Annotated in this window: 12 protein-coding genes; 6 read left to right on the top strand and 6 right to left on the bottom strand. The window is 57.4% G+C overall.

What is annotated here, in order from left to right:
* Positions 1 to 42: 42 nt before the first annotated feature.
* From QEN43_RS16520 to QEN43_RS16545, 6 genes are all read right to left on the bottom strand, one after another.
* Positions 43 to 1,170, bottom strand: a complete 1,128-nt coding sequence (locus QEN43_RS16520) for a glycosyltransferase family 4 protein (protein ID WP_202901084.1) — start codon at positions 1,168 to 1,170, stop codon at positions 43 to 45.
* Positions 1,167 to 2,195 (bottom strand): Gfo/Idh/MocA family protein, encoded by a 1,029-nt coding sequence (locus QEN43_RS16525; RefSeq protein ID WP_036267919.1) that lies wholly within the window; start codon positions 2,193 to 2,195, stop codon positions 1,167 to 1,169. Before QEN43_RS16525 ends, QEN43_RS16520 begins: the two co-directional genes overlap by 4 nt.
* A complete protein-coding gene (locus QEN43_RS16530) occupies positions 2,192 to 3,199 on the bottom strand; it encodes an MDR/zinc-dependent alcohol dehydrogenase-like family protein (protein WP_202901085.1) in 1,008 nt (335 codons plus the stop codon). The genes QEN43_RS16525 and QEN43_RS16530 overlap by 4 nt, the downstream gene beginning before the upstream one ends.
* A 699-nt stretch (positions 3,200 to 3,898) precedes the next feature.
* Complete coding sequence (locus tag QEN43_RS16535; protein WP_084161689.1) at positions 3,899 to 5,029, bottom strand: GDP-mannose 4,6-dehydratase; 1,131 nt, start codon at positions 5,027 to 5,029, stop codon at positions 3,899 to 3,901.
* Positions 5,026 to 6,141 (bottom strand): NAD-dependent epimerase/dehydratase family protein, encoded by a 1,116-nt coding sequence (locus QEN43_RS16540; protein ID WP_317963413.1) that lies wholly within the window; start codon positions 6,139 to 6,141, stop codon positions 5,026 to 5,028. Before QEN43_RS16540 ends, QEN43_RS16535 begins: the two co-directional genes overlap by 4 nt.
* A gap of 456 nt (positions 6,142 to 6,597) precedes the next feature.
* Positions 6,598 to 7,590, bottom strand: coding sequence for a UDP-glucuronic acid decarboxylase family protein (locus tag QEN43_RS16545; protein WP_026609435.1), 993 nt, complete (start codon positions 7,588 to 7,590; stop codon positions 6,598 to 6,600).
* 1,481 nt (positions 7,591 to 9,071) lie between these two features.
* Between QEN43_RS16545 and QEN43_RS16550 the strand changes: the two genes are divergently transcribed.
* From QEN43_RS16550 to QEN43_RS16575, 6 genes are all read left to right on the top strand, one after another.
* The gene (locus QEN43_RS16550; RefSeq protein WP_026609436.1) at positions 9,072 to 10,499 is read left to right on the top strand and encodes an undecaprenyl-phosphate glucose phosphotransferase; all 1,428 of its coding nucleotides are present in this window, start codon (positions 9,072 to 9,074) and stop codon (positions 10,497 to 10,499) included.
* 79 nt (positions 10,500 to 10,578) lie between these two features.
* On the top strand, positions 10,579 to 11,418 hold the full coding sequence (gene epsE / locus QEN43_RS16555) for a polysaccharide export protein EpsE (RefSeq protein WP_026609437.1): 840 nt from the start codon (positions 10,579 to 10,581) through the stop codon (positions 11,416 to 11,418).
* A gap of 15 nt (positions 11,419 to 11,433) precedes the next feature.
* A complete protein-coding gene (gene epsF / locus QEN43_RS16560; RefSeq protein ID WP_026609438.1) occupies positions 11,434 to 12,858 on the top strand; it encodes a chain length determinant protein EpsF in 1,425 nt (474 codons plus the stop codon).
* Positions 12,855 to 13,742: a chain length determinant protein tyrosine kinase EpsG gene (gene epsG, locus QEN43_RS16565; RefSeq protein WP_051331471.1), complete on the top strand. Its 888-nt coding sequence runs from the start codon at positions 12,855 to 12,857 to the stop codon at positions 13,740 to 13,742. The genes epsF and epsG overlap by 4 nt, the downstream gene beginning before the upstream one ends.
* Before the next feature lie 220 nt (positions 13,743 to 13,962).
* The gene (locus tag QEN43_RS16570) at positions 13,963 to 15,114 is read left to right on the top strand and encodes an acyltransferase family protein (protein ID WP_026609441.1); all 1,152 of its coding nucleotides are present in this window, start codon (positions 13,963 to 13,965) and stop codon (positions 15,112 to 15,114) included.
* A 25-nt stretch (positions 15,115 to 15,139) separates the two neighbouring features.
* Complete coding sequence (locus tag QEN43_RS16575; protein WP_026609442.1) at positions 15,140 to 16,546, top strand: hypothetical protein; 1,407 nt, start codon at positions 15,140 to 15,142, stop codon at positions 16,544 to 16,546.
* Positions 16,547 to 16,607: the final 61 nt, after the last annotated feature.

Consider the following 16,607-nt stretch of genomic DNA (forward strand, 5'->3'; position numbering starts at 1 on the left):
GTATCGGTATCGGTTGTCTTGCGGCGCTTAAATTCGCTCGCTTCATGGCGATAGTCCCCGGTGCGATGTCGCTCTGGCCGCAGTGCCGGCCCGGTACTCGGCCGCCCGGTGATCGGTGGTCAGCTCCCGGTAAATTTCCCAATACGCGGCCGCCATCCGTTCCGGTGTAAACCGCGCCGCTCGAATGCGGGCTTTGACCGCGTACTCGTGTCTCAGGTCCGGCCGGTCGATTAGTTCCTGAAGAGTCGAAGCCAGCCGCTCGGTATCGTCCGGCGGTATAAATAAGGCAGCGTCCTGCCAAATTTCGCGTAGACTCGCGATGTCGCCGAGCACCAGCGCGCATCCCGCCGAGGCTGCTTCCAGGATCGACAGTCCGAAGGGCTCGTAACGGGCGGGAAGGGCATAGATCGACGCATGGGCAAACCAGTTCTCGAGCCGCTTCGCGGAAAGCGGCCCCAAGCAACGCAGGTTCGGGAACTCGGCTGTGGCGCCGTCTGGATGCCGGGCTTCGCCGGCGACATAGACGGGCCAGGACAAGCGAGGCGCAATCCGGGCGAGGCCGGCGATGTTCTTCCCCGGGTCCCAGAGACGGCCGGCCGAGAGGATGAAAGCCTTTTTTTTCCGCTGCGGTTGGACGGTGCGCCCGTTGAAAATCACTCGGGCGGCTAGCAAAGGGCCGTACAGCCTGTGCAGTTCGGCGAGCATTGCGGCGGTCGGCGCTATCACGCCGTTTGCCGCCCGGAGCCCGGTTCGAACTGCGTCTCGATAGCGGTCCAAGCGTGCCGGTGCTGGTACCCCGTGCACCGCCTGCCACCATGAGAGCACACACGAATGGCCGACCATCAGCACCGGCGCCGACCACGGCAGAGCGCCGTGGGGATAGTCGTTCAAATGAATCAGCGCGGGTTTGAAGTTTTCCGCGAGTCTCAGCAGCCAGTCGCCTGCCGCTTCGATGTCTGCCCAGGGATCGTCCATCCAAACCAGTTTGTACCGGCTCTCTGTGACGCGGACATGGCGCAGCGCCGCAACCTCGCGCCGTTGCTCGGTGGACAAGGGCGCGCCCATGGTGGCCAACAGGATGTTGACACCGAACGGCTCCAATCCGCGTGCCAGCTCCAGCGCGTACCGCCAGACCCCGCCTATTGTGTCGGCCGTCATCAGAATGTTCATCGTCCGTAAATCCTGTCGACTACGGCGGCGACTTCCACGAACTGTCGGGCCTCCGGGGCGAAGCGGCCGTTTTCGCCCAGCCGTCGTACCCAATCGATGAGCGCCCGTCCGCCCCAGGCATCGGGATAGCTGGCGACAACTTCACGCCGCGTGCCATGGAAGCGCTCGACGACGAAATCCCAGAACGAACCGTCGACATTGCGGAGCGCGGCGGCACCCTTAGTGCCGTAAAAGGCGAAATCGATCACCGCGTCGCGGCCAGCCGAGAGCCGCCACGAACAGGCGATGCGCGCGACGGCACCGCTACGGAATTCGATTTCGGCGACGGCGTAGTCTTCGACCTGAGTTGCCGGTTTCGCCACAGGTTTCCCCTGAGCGTACAAACGGCTCGTCACATGTCCGACTTCCGGGAAATCCAGCATCCACAGCGCCAGATCGACCAGGTGAGTGCCGAGGTCCATGACGCAGCCGCCACCTGATTGGGCGAGGTCGTAGAACCAGGGCTTGTCTGGTCCGTAGGCGTTGTGGAAGCTCAGATCTAGTGCATAGATTTCGCCGAGTTCGCCGCGGCGGATGGCCTCGCGAACCTCCGCCATGCCGCGCACATGGCGATAGCTCAGATCGACGCTCAACAATCTATCCGCGCGCCGCGCTGCATCGACGACGTTTTGCGCCTCCTGCCGGGTGCGAGCCAGCGGTTTCTGGCAAAACACCGCGAGCCCGCGTTCGAGTGCCGCCGTTGTCTGGTGCGCATGCACGGCGCTGGGCGTCGCGATGACCACGCCGTCGATGGCGCAATCGAACAAATCGTCCGGACGGTCGCTCAGCAGGGCACCGGGGGCGAGGCGCGAAGCCTCGCGCAGGGCGTCCGTCGCAGGGTCGGCAATGGCAACGATCTCGGCGCAATCCTCGTTCACCAAGGCGGCCATCCGGTCGCGGCCGATCCAGCCGACGCCCAGAAAACCTAGTCTAGGACGGTTCGGGCGAAGCTGCGGGCCTGTCTCTCGCGCTAGATTGGTGCTCATGGCAGTACCACCGCTTTCAAAAAACCCTCGGGGCGCGAGCCCATCAGATCGAAAGCCCGGGGTAGTTCCGTGAGCGAGAAACGATGGGTGAGAAGCGGCGACGGATCGAATCGGCCGGTGCTCGCGGCTTCGATCGCCGCGTAGAGTCCCTCGGCGTACCGCTTCGGATCGCGTTCGTGGGCGTTGATGACGTCGAGGCCGCGCCAGTTCCAAAGTTGCATGTTCACCGTGCGCGAGCCGTCCTGATGGTAGCCCGCGATCACCAACCGGCCGCGCACACGGGTTAGTTCGCTGGCCAGATCCAGGGTGCACTGCTCGCCCGCGGCTTCGATCACGCAATCGCAACCCGCGCCATCGGTCAGTGCCTTGACCCGGTCCAGCGCCGCTTGGAAATTGCCGACGTCCAGGGTTTCGGCCGCACCTTGACGGCGCGCGATGTCGAGCGAGTAGGGGCGGCGGGAGAGAGCCACCACGCGGGCGCCGGCCGCAGTAGCCAGGCCGACGAGCAGAGCGCCCATGAAGCCGACGCCGACGACCGCCACCGTTTCTCCGGGCCGGATGCCGCTGCGCTGAAACACGTTCATGGCGCAGGCCAGCGGTTCTCCCGGGAAAAACCAGCCATCAAGCGCGGGCGGAAGAGGGATGGCAGCGTGGCGATCGACCAGTTCGTATTGGGCATAGGCTCGGTCGGACAAAATCGCGACTCGGGTGCCTATGGCCGGGTAGTCGACATCCTCGCCGACCGCTTCGACGCGTCCCCAGCCTTCGTGTCCAGGGGCGCCGGGCGGGAAAGGATAATCGAACCACGGGCGTCCTTCCCAAACCGGCAGATTCGAAGCGCAGACGCCGCAGCCTTCCAGCTTGACCCGAACCTGCCCCGGCCCCGGTGGAGGTACCGTGACGAGGGTTACTCGAATGTCTCTTGGTCCATTGAAAACCGCCGCCATGCAGCGAACCGGATCGGCGGTTTTTCGTACACACGTCAGTTCCGTTGCCGGTGCCACGCGTAACTTTCCTCCTTGTACTGACTCATCCGTGCTGAGCCGTGGCGGGTGTCGGCGGATGAACGGCTCGATGCATTTCATGCCGACCCGCTTTGCTTCCGCTCCTGCCGGCGATTTCGAAAAACCGTCTTCCCGAAGGTTTTTCTTATTAAGCCGGCCTTTAAATATCGGCCGGGTTAATCCGGGGCAGGGATGCCCCGGCGCGGCAACAGGCCGCGTGAGCCCAGGCCGGGCGTGTGCCGGCCTGGGCGGTAGCCCGTGAACACCAGGAGGGTATTTACGGGCCTGATTAATAATCAGCGCTTCCGCATTTCGCCTCTTCTCCCTCCGGGACAAGGTCGGGATGAGGGGGTCGAAAAGGAAGCTCCTTTATTTCATCCCCCTCACCCTAACTCTCTCCCTGAGGGAGAGGGAACCGAAAGCACTTCGGTGTAAGTCCTGTCAATGTGTCATAAAAGCCGGCGACACTCTCTGTTTTGGCGAAAGGGCGGATGAAGATCCTCCGTCCCCGCTGCTTATTCAATCCTTAAGGTCCGAGCCGGGATTTACCGTTTTTCTGGTCGCGGTCACAAGGCCGGTACACGATCAAATTCGGCTTACGCGGCTTGCCGTCGAGTCGGGTTAACCTCCTTCCCGGATTGGTTCGGCCGTTTGTAGAGCGGGTGAATGAAGGGCGAACGGATTCTCGACTTTCGTTAATCAACGTTTCTCCGACCGCACCTCAACTGCCCTTTGGCGGTTGTACCGCGTCTCTCCCTCGAAGTACATTAGTAACCATTCGTATGTTGCCGCTATCCCATCGGGAACGGTGATCTCGGGTTGCCAGCCTATCGCTCGATTTAGCTTGCGCGTGTCGGAAACATAGTATTTCTGATCGCCGGTACGCCACGGGGCGAATTTCAGCTCCGGACGGCGGCCGTGCAATTCCTCGATCAACTTTACCAGTTCGATCAGACTGATCGCTCTGGCCGGTCCGCCACCGATATTGAAGGCCTGTCCACGCAAGCGCTCGATGTTGTCTCCCGCGAGCCGCAGGGCTTTCACCAGGTCGTCGACGAACAGAACATCGCGGACCTGGAGGCCGTCTCCGTAAATCGTGATCGGCTGATCCTGCAAGGCCCGAGTTAGAAAGTGAGCCACCCAACCTTGGTCCTCGGTACCGTACTGGTGCGGCCCGTAGATGCAGCTCATGCGGAATACGGTGGTGGGCAGCCCGTAGCTGCGCGCGTAATCGAGTACGTATTGATCGGCTCCGCCTTTCGAACATCCGTACGGGCTATGAAAATCCAGGGGCCGGTTTTCGCCGACGCCGTATCGCGCGGTGTCCTCGTCGCGCGGCACGTAGCGATCGCCCTCGCGGCAGACGGTGAGATCCTCGAGATTGCCATACACCTTGTTGGTGGAGGTGTAGAGCATGGGCGGCGGGTTTCGGGCGGAGCGCATGGCTTCAAGTAGGTTGAGCGTGCCGCGGAGGTTCACTTCGAAATCGGTAGCGGGATCTTCGACGCTGGTGGTGACCGCTACCTGGGCGGCGAAATGAAACACCTGCCGGGCTCGATGCACGGCGCTCCGTATCGCCTGGGCATCGCGTATGTCGGCGATGGCGATCTGGACCCGATCTCCGTGGACAGATTTGAGCCAGTCGAGATTGTGCTCGACGCCCGGCCGTCCCAGATTGTCGAAGATCAGCACCGGGATGCCGTCCTCCAGCAGATTGTGGGCGAGATTGGTGCCGACGAATCCCGCTCCGCCGGTGATCAACACCGGCCTCGAGTCGCCGGCCGCAAAGCTCGGTTCGGAAATGGTCGATGCCTGGCGCTTGGTCTTCATAGCCGAAGCCCTCGCTGCGAAAGTTCTTCGTTTGCCGCTTCGAAGCGGTCTAACGTCGCCTGCGTCTTAAGCCATTCCGTGAGTTCGCCCATACCTTCTTCGAGATCAACGCGGGGCTGATAGCCGAGGACGCTTCGGGCCTCGCCGATATCGGCAAAGCAATGGCGGATATCGCCCACTCGGTACTGCCGGGTAATCACCGGCCGGATCTCTTCCCGGCCGAGCAAGCGGCCCATGCGCTCGGCAATCTCGCGCACCGTATGGCTGCGGCCGCTGCCGACGTTGAATACCCGACCGGCGGCTTCGTCGCGCTCCAATGCGAGCACGCAGGCTTGAACTACGTCTTGGACGTTGACGAAATCGCGCTTCTGTTCGCCGTCCTCGAAGATGAGCGGGCTGTTGCCGTTGAGAAAACGGGACGCGAAGATGGCTAGCACGCCGGTGTAGGGATTGGACAATGCCTGCCGGGTGCCGTAGACGTTGAAGAAACGCAGAGCGACCGTGGGAATGTTGTAGGCTTGGCCGACCAGCAGGCACAGACGTTCCTGGTCGTATTTCGACAGCGCATAGACCGATGCCGGCGAGGTAACCTTGGATTCCGGCGTGGGCAAGGGGTGGAGCGGATCGCCGTTTTCGTCGAGCAGTTCCCAGCTCCCTTGCTGGAGCTGCGTCAGCGGTCGCTCCGGTGGCGCACAGGGTCGGCCGTCAGCGGTGCGATAGAGTCCTTCGCCGTAAACGCTCATGCTGGATGCCACGACCAGCTTTTTCACCGGTTGTTCGATCAGGCATTGCAGCAGGACGGCCGTGCCGCGATTGTTGATGTCAGTGTAGCGCTCGATCTGGTACATGCTTTGGCCGACGCCAACCGCGGCGGCGAAGTGGAAGACCGCGTCCACGTTGAGCAGCGCGTCGCGGACCGAGCTGGCATCGCACACGTCGCCATGCACAAATTCGACAGCGGGATTCAGGTAATCCGGCGGCCGCCGAATATCGCCGTGGACCTGTTCGCTGAGCGCGTCGAGCACCCTGACTCGGTATCCTTGGTTGATCAATCCATCGGCGAGGTGTGAGCCGATGAACCCTGCTCCTCCGGTGATCAAGATCCTGTCCATGGTCACTCCTGTCTATCCGTCGTTTCCGTTATGTTGCGGTGTCGTCGAAATTCATCGTCGGCAAAAGCCGTGAACGCTATGTAGGGTGCGGCAGGAACCGCACCAATTTTTTGTCCTCGATCGATGCCTGTCCTAAGCCTGGCTGAAGGGCGGTTCGCTTCGCTCACCACATCCTACAACCAATATTCCGTAGGGTGCGGCGAGGAACGACAAACCGGCAGGAGAGCCGGTTTGCACGAAGCCCGTAGGGTGCCGGACAAGGATAGTCCGGCACGAGCCGCACCGGTCGCGGCCTCGAATATGGTATCCGCGAATGATGCCTGTCCTGAGCCGAGTCGAAGGGCCTGAACCGAGCCGAAGGGACGAAGCCCCGCCTGATCTACGTTTTGCCGGAAACACCGCGCGTATTCCGGCCTACGATTTACGCGTGCAGCCTCTGCCAGTCGCATACTGGAATCAACTGCCGGTCATGGCTTTCGAGTGGGTGTGTCCCTTCGCCATCAGCGTGCGCTCGAAATAGTCGATGGTGCGTTTCAAGCCCTCGACCAGAGGGGTGGACGGGGACCAGCCGAGTTTTTCTCGTGCATGGCTGATGTCCGGACAGCGCCGGATTGGGTCGTCCACCGGCAGCGGTCGGAACGTGATTCTTGAACGGGATCCGGTCAGGTCGATGATCGTGTCGGCCAGCTCGAGCATGCTGATTTCGACCGGGTTGCCGAGATTGAGTGGGCCCGTAACGTCTTCAGGCGTTGCCATGAAGCGCTGCATCGCCTCGATCAGGTCGTCGACATAGCAGAACGAACGTGTCTGATTGCCGTCGCCGTAGATGGTCAGCGGACGGTTCCGGAGCGCCTGACCGATCAGGTTCGGAACCACGCGGCCGTCGTTGGGCCGCATGTAAGGTCCGTAGGTATTGAAGATCCGGCCGACTTTGACGGGTACTTTGTGCTGGCGGTGATAGTTGAGAAACAGGGTTTCCGCGCAGCGTTTGCCCTCGTCGTAACAGGCACGGGGCCCCACGGGATTGACCGATCCCCGATAGCTCTCGCGCTGGGGATGGGCTTCGGGATCGCCGTACACCTCGCTGGTCGACGCCTGGAAAATTCTAGCGTTGGAATAGCGCGCCATTTCCAGCAGATTGAGTGAGCCGTGCACGCAGGTTTTCAGGGTATGCACTGGATCGGCCTGATAGTGAACAGGCGAAGCGGAGCAGGCGAGATTGTAGATTTCGTCGACGTTTTCGATAGCCACCGGCTCAGTAATGTCCTGGCGAACGATGTTCAAGGTTCCCAATTCTGCTAGTTTGCGAAGGATGTCCATGCCGCCGGTTCGGAAATTGTCGACGCAGGTGACCACGTGTCCCTGCATCAGCAGGTGGCGGCAAAGGTTCGTTCCGAGAAAGCCGGCTCCGCCGGTTACGACGATGTGTTTCCTTCCACGATCTATCATATCCATGATCTCCGCTTCAAGAGTGCATCCCTGACGTTCTCAAACAAATAGCATGCCGACTTCGGAATCGCCGGGCTTTTCGGGGGTTGTCCCATGCGCCGTTTGGTGTGCCGGTAGAGGGATCGGCCGTGCTCGCCGAGGACGGCCCGAGAGACTGGGCGGAAGTTACGGGCCTCTTAAATCGCTAGGCAACAGGGAGGAGTCGCGTTCCATGCGCTCGTTTATCGGGAGACGGATTAACCGAAAGCTGACGAGAACTGACTCTTCCCTGCTAAAAACCTAAAACATTCCATGTCCCACATGTATTACCGGTCACTAAAATTTTGGTCCATACGCTTTGACAAAAGTTCAGTGACATCAATGTAGATGCGGCTGCCCGATTTACCTCTACGCGTCATTCCGGTATACGCGCTTCCGGCGGAGTGTACCTGCTCGCCGGCCTCGATGACGACGAGAGTTAGCTGAACGTTTTCTTAAGTTTTCCGGCAACCGTTTTTCATTCTTCTTGAAACTGGATGGACCGGCGCCGGAGGCCACAGGCCGCTAGGTCTTCGCCTGAGGGATCCGCCCGCACTAGCCGTCCTTGCTAAGCCCGAGTGCTTGCGAAGCGGTGGGGCGACTCGCCCTGTGGACGTAGTACTCTGCGTAAGGAAGGCAAAGAAGCCTGGCTTGTGTGTCCGGAGATAGCCCTAGCCATCTCATTGAGAAGATCGCAACCTGAGCCTGCCCTCGTACACAACGTTTGACCATTTTTTTCGCCACAAGCCCAACAGTTCTATCGAAATCGGCGGGCGACTTAATCTCTGGCGTCCACGACTATCAATCGACCTCACGCTTTGCACTATTCGAACGAACGGATCGTGATCTTGGTGGATGGGACCGGGTGGCAAAAGAGCGAGCTGTTTCTAATTTTCTGCCTGATCTCCAGGTCGCGTTCTTGCCCCCTTAACATGTCCGAGTGGAACCTGGTTGAGGATCTGTGGGATGGGACGTGCGAGATATCTTTTTACAACCGGGTACCGGGTATCTGACAGTTTCAGTGCGTCGGAAGGCCGATTGCAGCAAGTCCATGTGGGGTAATGAAAACGTTCCAGAACGCGCGTATTCCATCACCAACTGGCTGTGAATAACTAATGCCATTGATTGAAAAATGGAATCATTGGAAAAGGACTGTCAAAAAATTTTACAAGCAGCAGATCGAATAGAGAGTCACTCCCGAACCCGATGAAACGGTTTCCATATCAATAAGTTACTCGCTCTAAGTCAGTCCGGTGCGCGTCGGCAAGTGGGTTACGAGGGCGGGAGACCGAATCAAGTGTTTCAAGGAGCTTACGAAAACAAACTTGGCAGCGTTTCATAAACCCCTTGATTAACAAACAGATGCCTATCTGGCACAAAGATTGATAAATGTCTATTGGCGCTTAGCCGAATGTTCTGGGTGAGCAGCATGGAATCGATACATATTCGGAGGGAGGTCGAATATGCCACTCAGTGTGGGTCATGTCTTTAGAGGTCTTTTCAAGCAGTATACGCACACGGCGATTGTGCTGCTGAGGTATCTCGATGCTGCCATGCTTCTTGTCGGAGGCTGGATCGCCTACTACCTCGTGATCGGATCCTGGAATGTCGATCAGTATCATCGTGCCGTCATGGCCATCGGGATCTTGGCGGCCATCATATTTTTCGAGATCGGACACATTTACCGACCCTGGCGGCATCATGCGATGGCCAGCGAGGTCACGCGGATTCTGACGGCTTGGTTACGCACACTTATATTGGTGGCATTACTTGTCACCCTAATTAGACAAGAGAACTGGTTTGAGTCCGACTACTACTGGACGGCAATTTGGGGTGTGGCCGGATTCCTGTTCGTCTTGGTCGCCCGCCTGTCGCTCTCACTGGTTTTGCACTGGCTACGGATTCATGACAATTCTCCGGGCCGCATTATCCTGGTCGGACTGAATGAGATGGCCATTGCCGCGAGCCGGCATCTGAACAATTCACCTTGGACACGGTTGAAAGTGATTGGATACGCGGATGACCGTTCGGCACCGCGTTTTTCTGTCGGCGAATTCGCCTTGCCTCGGTTAGGTGCGCTGAAAGATCTGCCAACCATCATATCCCAGGAGGCCATCGACGAAGTCTGGGTGGCGTTTCCGTTCAAAGGCGAGCAGCGCGCGGAGCAGGTTCTTCACGAGTTGCGCCATCTGCCGGTCAGCATTCGGCTGGTGATCGACTGCTTCGCCTTCAAGATGAGCAAGTTCCTCAATCTGAACGAAGTCGCCGGCATACCGACCCTCGATATTTCAGTCTCGCCTCTGCACGGCATCAATCGCTACATCAAGGAAATCGAAGACCGTTTGCTCGCGCTGATCCTTTTGATCCTGGCAAGCCCGCTGATGCTGCTGATCGCCATTGGGGTGAAACTGAGCTCGCCCGGCCCGGTGTTCTACCGGCAGGAGCGGGTGGGCTGGAACAATCGCAAGTTCATCATGCTGAAGTTCCGGTCCATGCCGGTGGATGCGGAGGCGAAGACCGGTCCGGTCTGGGCCAAGCCCGGGGAGAAACGGGCCACGCCGTTCGGAGCCTTCCTGCGCAGGACCAGCCTGGACGAGTTGCCGCAGCTCATCAACGTGCTCAAAGGCGAAATGTCGCTGGTGGGTCCTCGCCCTGAACGTCCGGATTTTGTGGAAGTGTTCAAGGATCAGGTGCCGAACTACATGAAGAAGCACATGGTGAAGGCCGGCATCACCGGTTGGGCCCAGGTGAACGGCTGGCGAGGCGACACCGATCTCGTCAAGCGCATCGAGCACGATCTTTATTACATCCAGAACTGGTCGGTGTGGTTCGACCTGGAAATTATCCTACGGACGTTTGTCTGGGGCTTCGTCAACAAGAACGCCTATTAACGCGCGTTCAAGAGTCTTTGGGAACGTCGTCCCGAATCGGCAATAAGCGGTTTTCAACAACTCGTCAGGGATTGGAAAAATGGTTCCAGTGTTTCGAATTGCTTTCACAGCCGCATTTGAAATAGCAGTTCGTTCGTTTGCGATTGGCGTGTTATTGGGCTGGTCCTTACCAGCCGGTGTGCACGCTGCCGACGATTACGTTCTTGGACCTGGGGATACCGTCAAGATCAGCGTTTTCGATTACCCCGACCTTACGACAGAGGCACGAATCAGTGAGTCTGGCCGCATTACCTTCCCGCTAATAGGATCCGTCGCAATCGCTGGCATGAATCCAGCCGAGGCAGAGAAGTTGATCGCTCGCGAATTATCTGATCAGGACTTCATCCGGCAACCACACGTGACCTTGATGGTCACCCAGTTCGCGAGTCAGCAGGTCACGATCATCGGCCTGGTGAACAAGCCGGGCAAGTATCCCCTGGAGAAGGCCAGTACAACACTTTCGGAGCTGCTAGCCATGGCCGGCGGAGTCGCCCCTGAGGGCGGCGACAAAGCCGTTCTGGTGCGATCCTCAGCCAACGGAGCCAAACGCAACCGTATCGAAATCGATTTGTATGGTTTGTTCGAAGGCGATGTTTCGAAGGACATGGAGGTGAAGGCCGGGGACATCATTTATGTGCCGAGAGCAGAGGTGTTCTACGTCTATGGAGAAGTCCAGCGCCCCGGCATGTTTCCGCTGCAACGCAATATGAACGTCGCTCAAGCCATTTCCATAAGCGGTGGCTTGACGCCGCGGGGTACTGACCGTTGGGTCAAAGTGAAGCGCCGTAATAGCCAAGGCGAGATCCAGACCGAAACGGTCGAGTTGGGGGACATGGTAAGACCGGACGACGTCATCTACGTTCGCGAGAGCTGGTTCTGAAACCAAAAGCGGCGTATGAGTTTGCTCCAATTGATCCTAATTTTGCTGGCACGCTGGCGAGCGGTTCTCTTGACCTTTTTGCTTACGGTAAGCGTGACCGTTGGCATCAGCTTATTGATGCCGAAAACCTATACCGCAAGCGCGTCTGTGTTAGTCGACTTCAAGGGCGGGATAGATCCCATTACTGGCATGATGTTGCCGGGGCAAATGGTGAGCGGCTACATGAACACGCAAGTGGACATCATTACCAGCCGCAACGTCGCTCTGAAAGTGGTCGATGCTCTGAAACTCACCGAGTCGCCGGATACCATCAAAGCATTCCATGAAGCTACCAGAGGACGGGGCAGCATACGGCACTGGCTTGCGGATGCCGTAGTCAAGAATCTGAGTGTCAAGCCCTCCAGAGACAGCAGTGTCATTAACATCGCCTATTCAGCGCCTGACCCGGACCATGCCGCGGCGATGGCCAATGCCTTCGCCCAATCCTACATTCAGACCAGCCTGGAGTTGAAGGTCGAACCCGCTCGTACACAAGCGGCGTGGTTCGAGGATCAGTTAAGGAACCTGCAGCGCAACGTGGAGGAGGCGCGGACACGGCTGTCGGAATATCTGCAACAGACCGGCATCGTGGCGTCGGATGAGCGTCTGGACGTAGAAAACGCACGACTTGCCGAATTGTCGAGTCAGTTGGTCGTTGCACAGGCACAGACGTACGACAGCCTGACTCGTCAGAAACAGGCTGCCGAAGCATTTGCCCAGGGGCGCCTGGACGAACTGCCCGACGTCCAGACAAACAGCATGGTGCAAAGCCTCAAGAGCGAACTGGCCCGTTCGGAAGCGAAATTGGCGGAAGCGGCTGAACAACTCAGTCGAAATCACCCGAAATACCAAAGCTTGCAGGCTGAAGTGGACAAGCTGAAGCGAAAAGTTGCTGAGGAAATTCAGGCAGTCAAGAGTGCCATCGCTAATGCCGCTATTCACGCGCAGCGGCACGAAGCCGAAATCGAAAAAGCCCTTGCCGAGCAGAAAGCGCGGGTACTGAAACTCAAGGAGCAACGGGACCGAGTCATGCTACTGACCCGGGAAGTCGAGAACGCAGAGCGAACCTACGATACCGCAAAGCAGCGGACAGAACAGATTCGACTCGAGAGCCAGCGCAATCAAACGGAAATTGCCTTGCTCAACCCCGCAATCCCTCCGCTTTATCCCTCAAAGCCGCGTATTTTTCTGAATACCGTCATTGCCATGGTTTTGGGGGTGTTGCTGGGTGTTGGTGTTGGATTGCTGAGAGAAGTTCTGGATAGACGGGTCCGCTCCGAAGACGATGTCGACCCGGCTTTGGGTATTCCGCTCTTGGCATCGATTTCGGGGCACCGGCCAAATCGTTGGGCATGGTTGATCAATAAGGCCGAATTACCTACAGCAGGTTTATTCCAATGATTAACGCGAAAACCGAAGCGCATATCGTCAGCAATCTGTCTGAGTTCCCTCGGCTTACTGATAAGACCTTGGGAAAGCTTCTGGTAGAGGCGGGTAAGTTGAGAGTTGAGGACGTCGAAGTCATTGTTCGCTATCAGAGAGAAAAAGGACTGCGCTTTGGCGAAGCGGGCATACGGTTAGGGCTCGTACAGGAAACCGACGTACTGCGAATGCTCGCCCGACAGTTCGACTATCCCTGTCTGCAGCCCGGAGAGCATGAGCTTAGCGATGAACTCATCGCCGCCTACGCTCCATTCGGCAGTCGAGTGGAGGCTCTGCGGCAGTTGCGCAGCCAACTTAAGCTAAGGTGGTTTGGCGACAAGCGAAACACTCTAGCAGTGGTGGGTCTGAACAGGGGCGACGGTTGTAGCTTCATCGCCGCGAACCTCGCCGTGGTGTTTTCCCAGATGGGGGAACGGACGCTGCTAATCGATGCCAACCTCCGCAATCCTCGCCAACACCAAATATTCGGCCTTGCTCATAGGCAAGGGCTTTCGGATCTACTCGCCGGGCGCTGTAGCACCGAGGTCATTATCCAGATAGCCGAATTGGCGGATCTCGATGTATTGCCTGCAGGCCCGACTCCCCCCAATCCCCAGGAGTTACTGGTCCGATCTTCCTTCAAGACGCTGCTGCGCCGAATGGGGCAGGCTTACGATGTGGTGTTGTTGGACACTCCCGCGGGCTCCCTTTATGCAGATAGCCAGCTCATCGCGATGGAAACGCTGGCAGCACTCTTGATCGTTCGCAAACATCGGTCGCGCATAAAGGACTTGGAAGCCGTGAAAAAACGGTTGACGGAAGCCGGGACCGAGTGGGTGGGCGCGGCATTTAACGATATCTAAGCTCGATGTTCTGCCGGTAAGGACACATGGCAAATAAGCTTTTTGAACCGACAAGCAGTACGTGGCGGAACCATAGAGGCTACACCGAGTGCAAAGTTCTGGAAGTCGGTGCGGGAGCGGGTGCGCCGTTTGACAAGGATTCTTTGTGGACACGTCGTATCGGTTACACGGCGTTGGACATTTCACCGGATGAATTCGCGGTCGACAGAACGGTTTTTCGATGAACGCTAAACCACAGGGACGCGTCTATTCAATTCAGTCGCCAACGACGCACTTCACAAATGGTGTGGTTGCCGCACGGAGGCTTGGTAGCCGTTCCGCAGTTTCGCCTTTTGCCACTGCATCACCGAGGCTGGAATGGCTGGATGTTGCCAAAGGCTTCGGTATCGTGCTCGTGGTTTTCGGACATGGTCTCGGGGGACTAATCGATGCGGGTCTCGATCAGCCAGGAAGTGGCTTCCGGGATGTTTTGCTGCTGATCTACCTGTTCCATATGCCCCTTTTCTTTATTTTGTCCGGGGTGCTGGTGCAAACGCGGATCGAAACGAACGCCGGACGCTTCCGCCGGAGCCTCTTGGTCAACATTGTCTACCCGTACTTTCTGTGGTCGACGATCCAGTTCACAGCGATTTATCTCGCCGGAAATCTGGTCAATGCACCCGCCGATGCCTTTTGGCCGACGGTCCTTTCTCTACCGTATCGAACCGTTTCGCAGTTTTGGTTTTTGTACGCGTTGTTCCTAATGCACTGTGCAAGCCTGCTGTTATTGCAACGGGTTGGACCCACGTTGTTTCTGCTCATCATGCTGATGCTGAAGTCGGTCGTTTTGATCGTTCCGCTTGATGCACCCTGGCGGCAAGCAGCATCAATGGCGCCTTATTACGGGACGGGTGTTTTGCTTGGGTCTCAGGGAATCACCAAAGCCCTGATCGATCAGCCAAAGTGGGTAAAGTTGGCCTTGCTTCCCATAATCAGCGCACTGCTGCTCGCTCTGACCTATTTCGCGATAATCGGCGAAATGGCCCCGGCGACTTTCTACAAGGCGCGCACGGCTGAGATCTTGGGTCAATCCTGGACTTTTACTGCGTTGGCGGCTGCATTGGCGACCTCCGCGGCGGTGATCGCTTTATCGAGCACTATGCCGGCATGGTTTGCTGGTGCACTTGCGTATCTAGGGCGAATGTCGCTTGCGATTTTCATCCTACATGTCCTTTTCGTCGCAGGTACGCGAATTGTCCTGACCAACGTTTTCAACTTCACCAACCCGTATCTGGTTCTCCTCGCGATCGTAACGATTGGCTTGCTCGGTCCGCTGATTGTCGTACGAACCCTGGAGTTCTTACGGCTCGCAAAGCCATTGGGCCTTACATGATAACGTTACGGCGGGCTGCAATCTTATGGACGTCTCGATATTGGCAATCCCGGTAATTTTGGCGGGGATATTTTCATCGAGCGACGGGATACTGCGTGCGCTGATGGTGTGCTTCTTGTTCGGCGGGACGGCAGCCATCTCAATCACGGCGCTGGGCAATGCGCCGGTTCTTCCCGCTGTTTTGCTCACGCCGTTCCTGGCATGGCGAGCAATATCCGACAAGACAATATCCGTATCTACAAAATACTTGGCCTATCCGGAGCCCGGCTTTTGGTTATTACTATTTGTACTGTGGGGGGTATTCAGTGCGTTCGCGTTTCCAAGGATTTTTGCCGGAGAAACCATGGTTTTTGGCATGGACCGACTTGCACTTTCTCCCATCGCGGTAATGCCGCTCAGACCTTTTTCGACGCATCTGACTCAATCGGCGTATGCAATCCTAGGTTTAGTCTGCTTCGTATCGGTGTGTACGCTATTGAATTCCGAGCGGCGAATGATGCATATGCGAGACGCTATCCTCTTGCTCGCAAGCCTGAATATTGGGGCCGCCTTGCTCCAACTTGCAGAAAGTTATCTGGGATTCCCCAGTTTTCTCAATTTTGTCCGCAACGCAAATTACGCAACTTTTACTAGCGGCGAAATCGGCGGTCTCGTACGCATTTACGGTACTTTTCCGGAAGCTTCTTCCTTCGCGGGTTTCACGCTCGGATTGTTCGCATTCTCCGCAAGCCTTTGCCGTGACGGGGTGCGCCCCGTCTATAGCGGTAGTGTAGCGCTCGCTTCCTTGCTGCTGTTACTGATATCGACCTCGTCCACTGCTTATGCAAGCTTGATTGGCTACACGATAGCCGCGACTGCGGCAGCGATGTTCCAGGCTTATTGGAATAACTCTCCGTTGAAAGTTGGACCAACCGCCTTAACGGTGTGGCTGCTTGCCGTGGCGGCCTGTGTGGCTTTGTTGATAAAACCGGAGTTCATAACCCGCATATCGGATTTTTTCGAGCTAACTTTGTTTGACAAGCTGGAAAGTGAATCAGGAAGAGAGCGAAGCAATTGGACGCAACAAGGGTGGATCAATTTTATCGATACCTATGGCTTTGGCGTCGGTTTAGGGGGAGCAAGATCGTCGAGCTTTCCGATAGCGCTGGTCTCGAATGTCGGGGTTATTGGAGCGTTTCTGTTTATCGCTTTCCTGAGGCGGCTTTTTGATCCATCGACCGCGCGTTTATCCCATGAATACGTATCCGTTGTGCGCGCTGCTCGTCATGCCCTGCTTATATTTTTAATGGCGGCACTCGTGAATGCGCCATTTGCCGATCCAGGAATGCTTTTTTATACATTCGCCGCTGTGGTGGCCGCTGGCAGAACCCGCTCGAAATCGCAGCTTTTAGCGGAGAGCCGACTCGGCGTCGCTTCTAAGCTTCTGACTTAATGGAAATATTATCAGCGGCCGGTTTTTAGAGTTTTGCCTACAAATTACCTTAAGGATATTC

Origin of the sequence: Methylocaldum szegediense, assembly GCF_949769195.1 — a bacterium.
Lineage (GTDB): Bacteria > Pseudomonadota > Gammaproteobacteria > Methylococcales > Methylococcaceae > Methylocaldum > Methylocaldum szegediense.

Excerpts from the sequence above, each read along its gene's own strand:
- QEN43_RS16520 (WP_202901084.1), bottom strand. The coding sequence starts at position 1,170 with ATGAACATTCTGATGACGGCCGACACAATAGGCGGGGTCTGGCGGTAC.
- QEN43_RS16525 (WP_036267919.1), bottom strand. The coding sequence starts at position 2,195 with ATGAGCACCAATCTAGCGCGAGAGACAGGCCCGCAGCTTCGCCCGAAC.
- QEN43_RS16535 (WP_084161689.1), bottom strand. The coding sequence starts at position 5,029 with ATGAAGACCAAGCGCCAGGCATCGACCATTTCCGAACCGAGCTTTGCG.
- QEN43_RS16540 (WP_317963413.1), bottom strand. The coding sequence starts at position 6,141 with ATGGACAGGATCTTGATCACCGGAGGAGCAGGGTTCATCGGCTCACAC.
- QEN43_RS16545 (WP_026609435.1), bottom strand. The coding sequence starts at position 7,590 with ATGATAGATCGTGGAAGGAAACACATCGTCGTAACCGGCGGAGCCGGC.
- QEN43_RS16550 (WP_026609436.1), top strand. The coding sequence starts at position 9,072 with ATGCCACTCAGTGTGGGTCATGTCTTTAGAGGTCTTTTCAAGCAGTAT.
- epsE (WP_026609437.1), top strand. The coding sequence starts at position 10,579 with ATGGTTCCAGTGTTTCGAATTGCTTTCACAGCCGCATTTGAAATAGCA.
- epsF (WP_026609438.1), top strand. The coding sequence starts at position 11,434 with ATGAGTTTGCTCCAATTGATCCTAATTTTGCTGGCACGCTGGCGAGCG.
- epsG (WP_051331471.1), top strand. The coding sequence starts at position 12,855 with ATGATTAACGCGAAAACCGAAGCGCATATCGTCAGCAATCTGTCTGAG.
- QEN43_RS16570 (WP_026609441.1), top strand. The coding sequence starts at position 13,963 with ATGAACGCTAAACCACAGGGACGCGTCTATTCAATTCAGTCGCCAACG.
- QEN43_RS16575 (WP_026609442.1), top strand. The coding sequence starts at position 15,140 with ATGGACGTCTCGATATTGGCAATCCCGGTAATTTTGGCGGGGATATTT.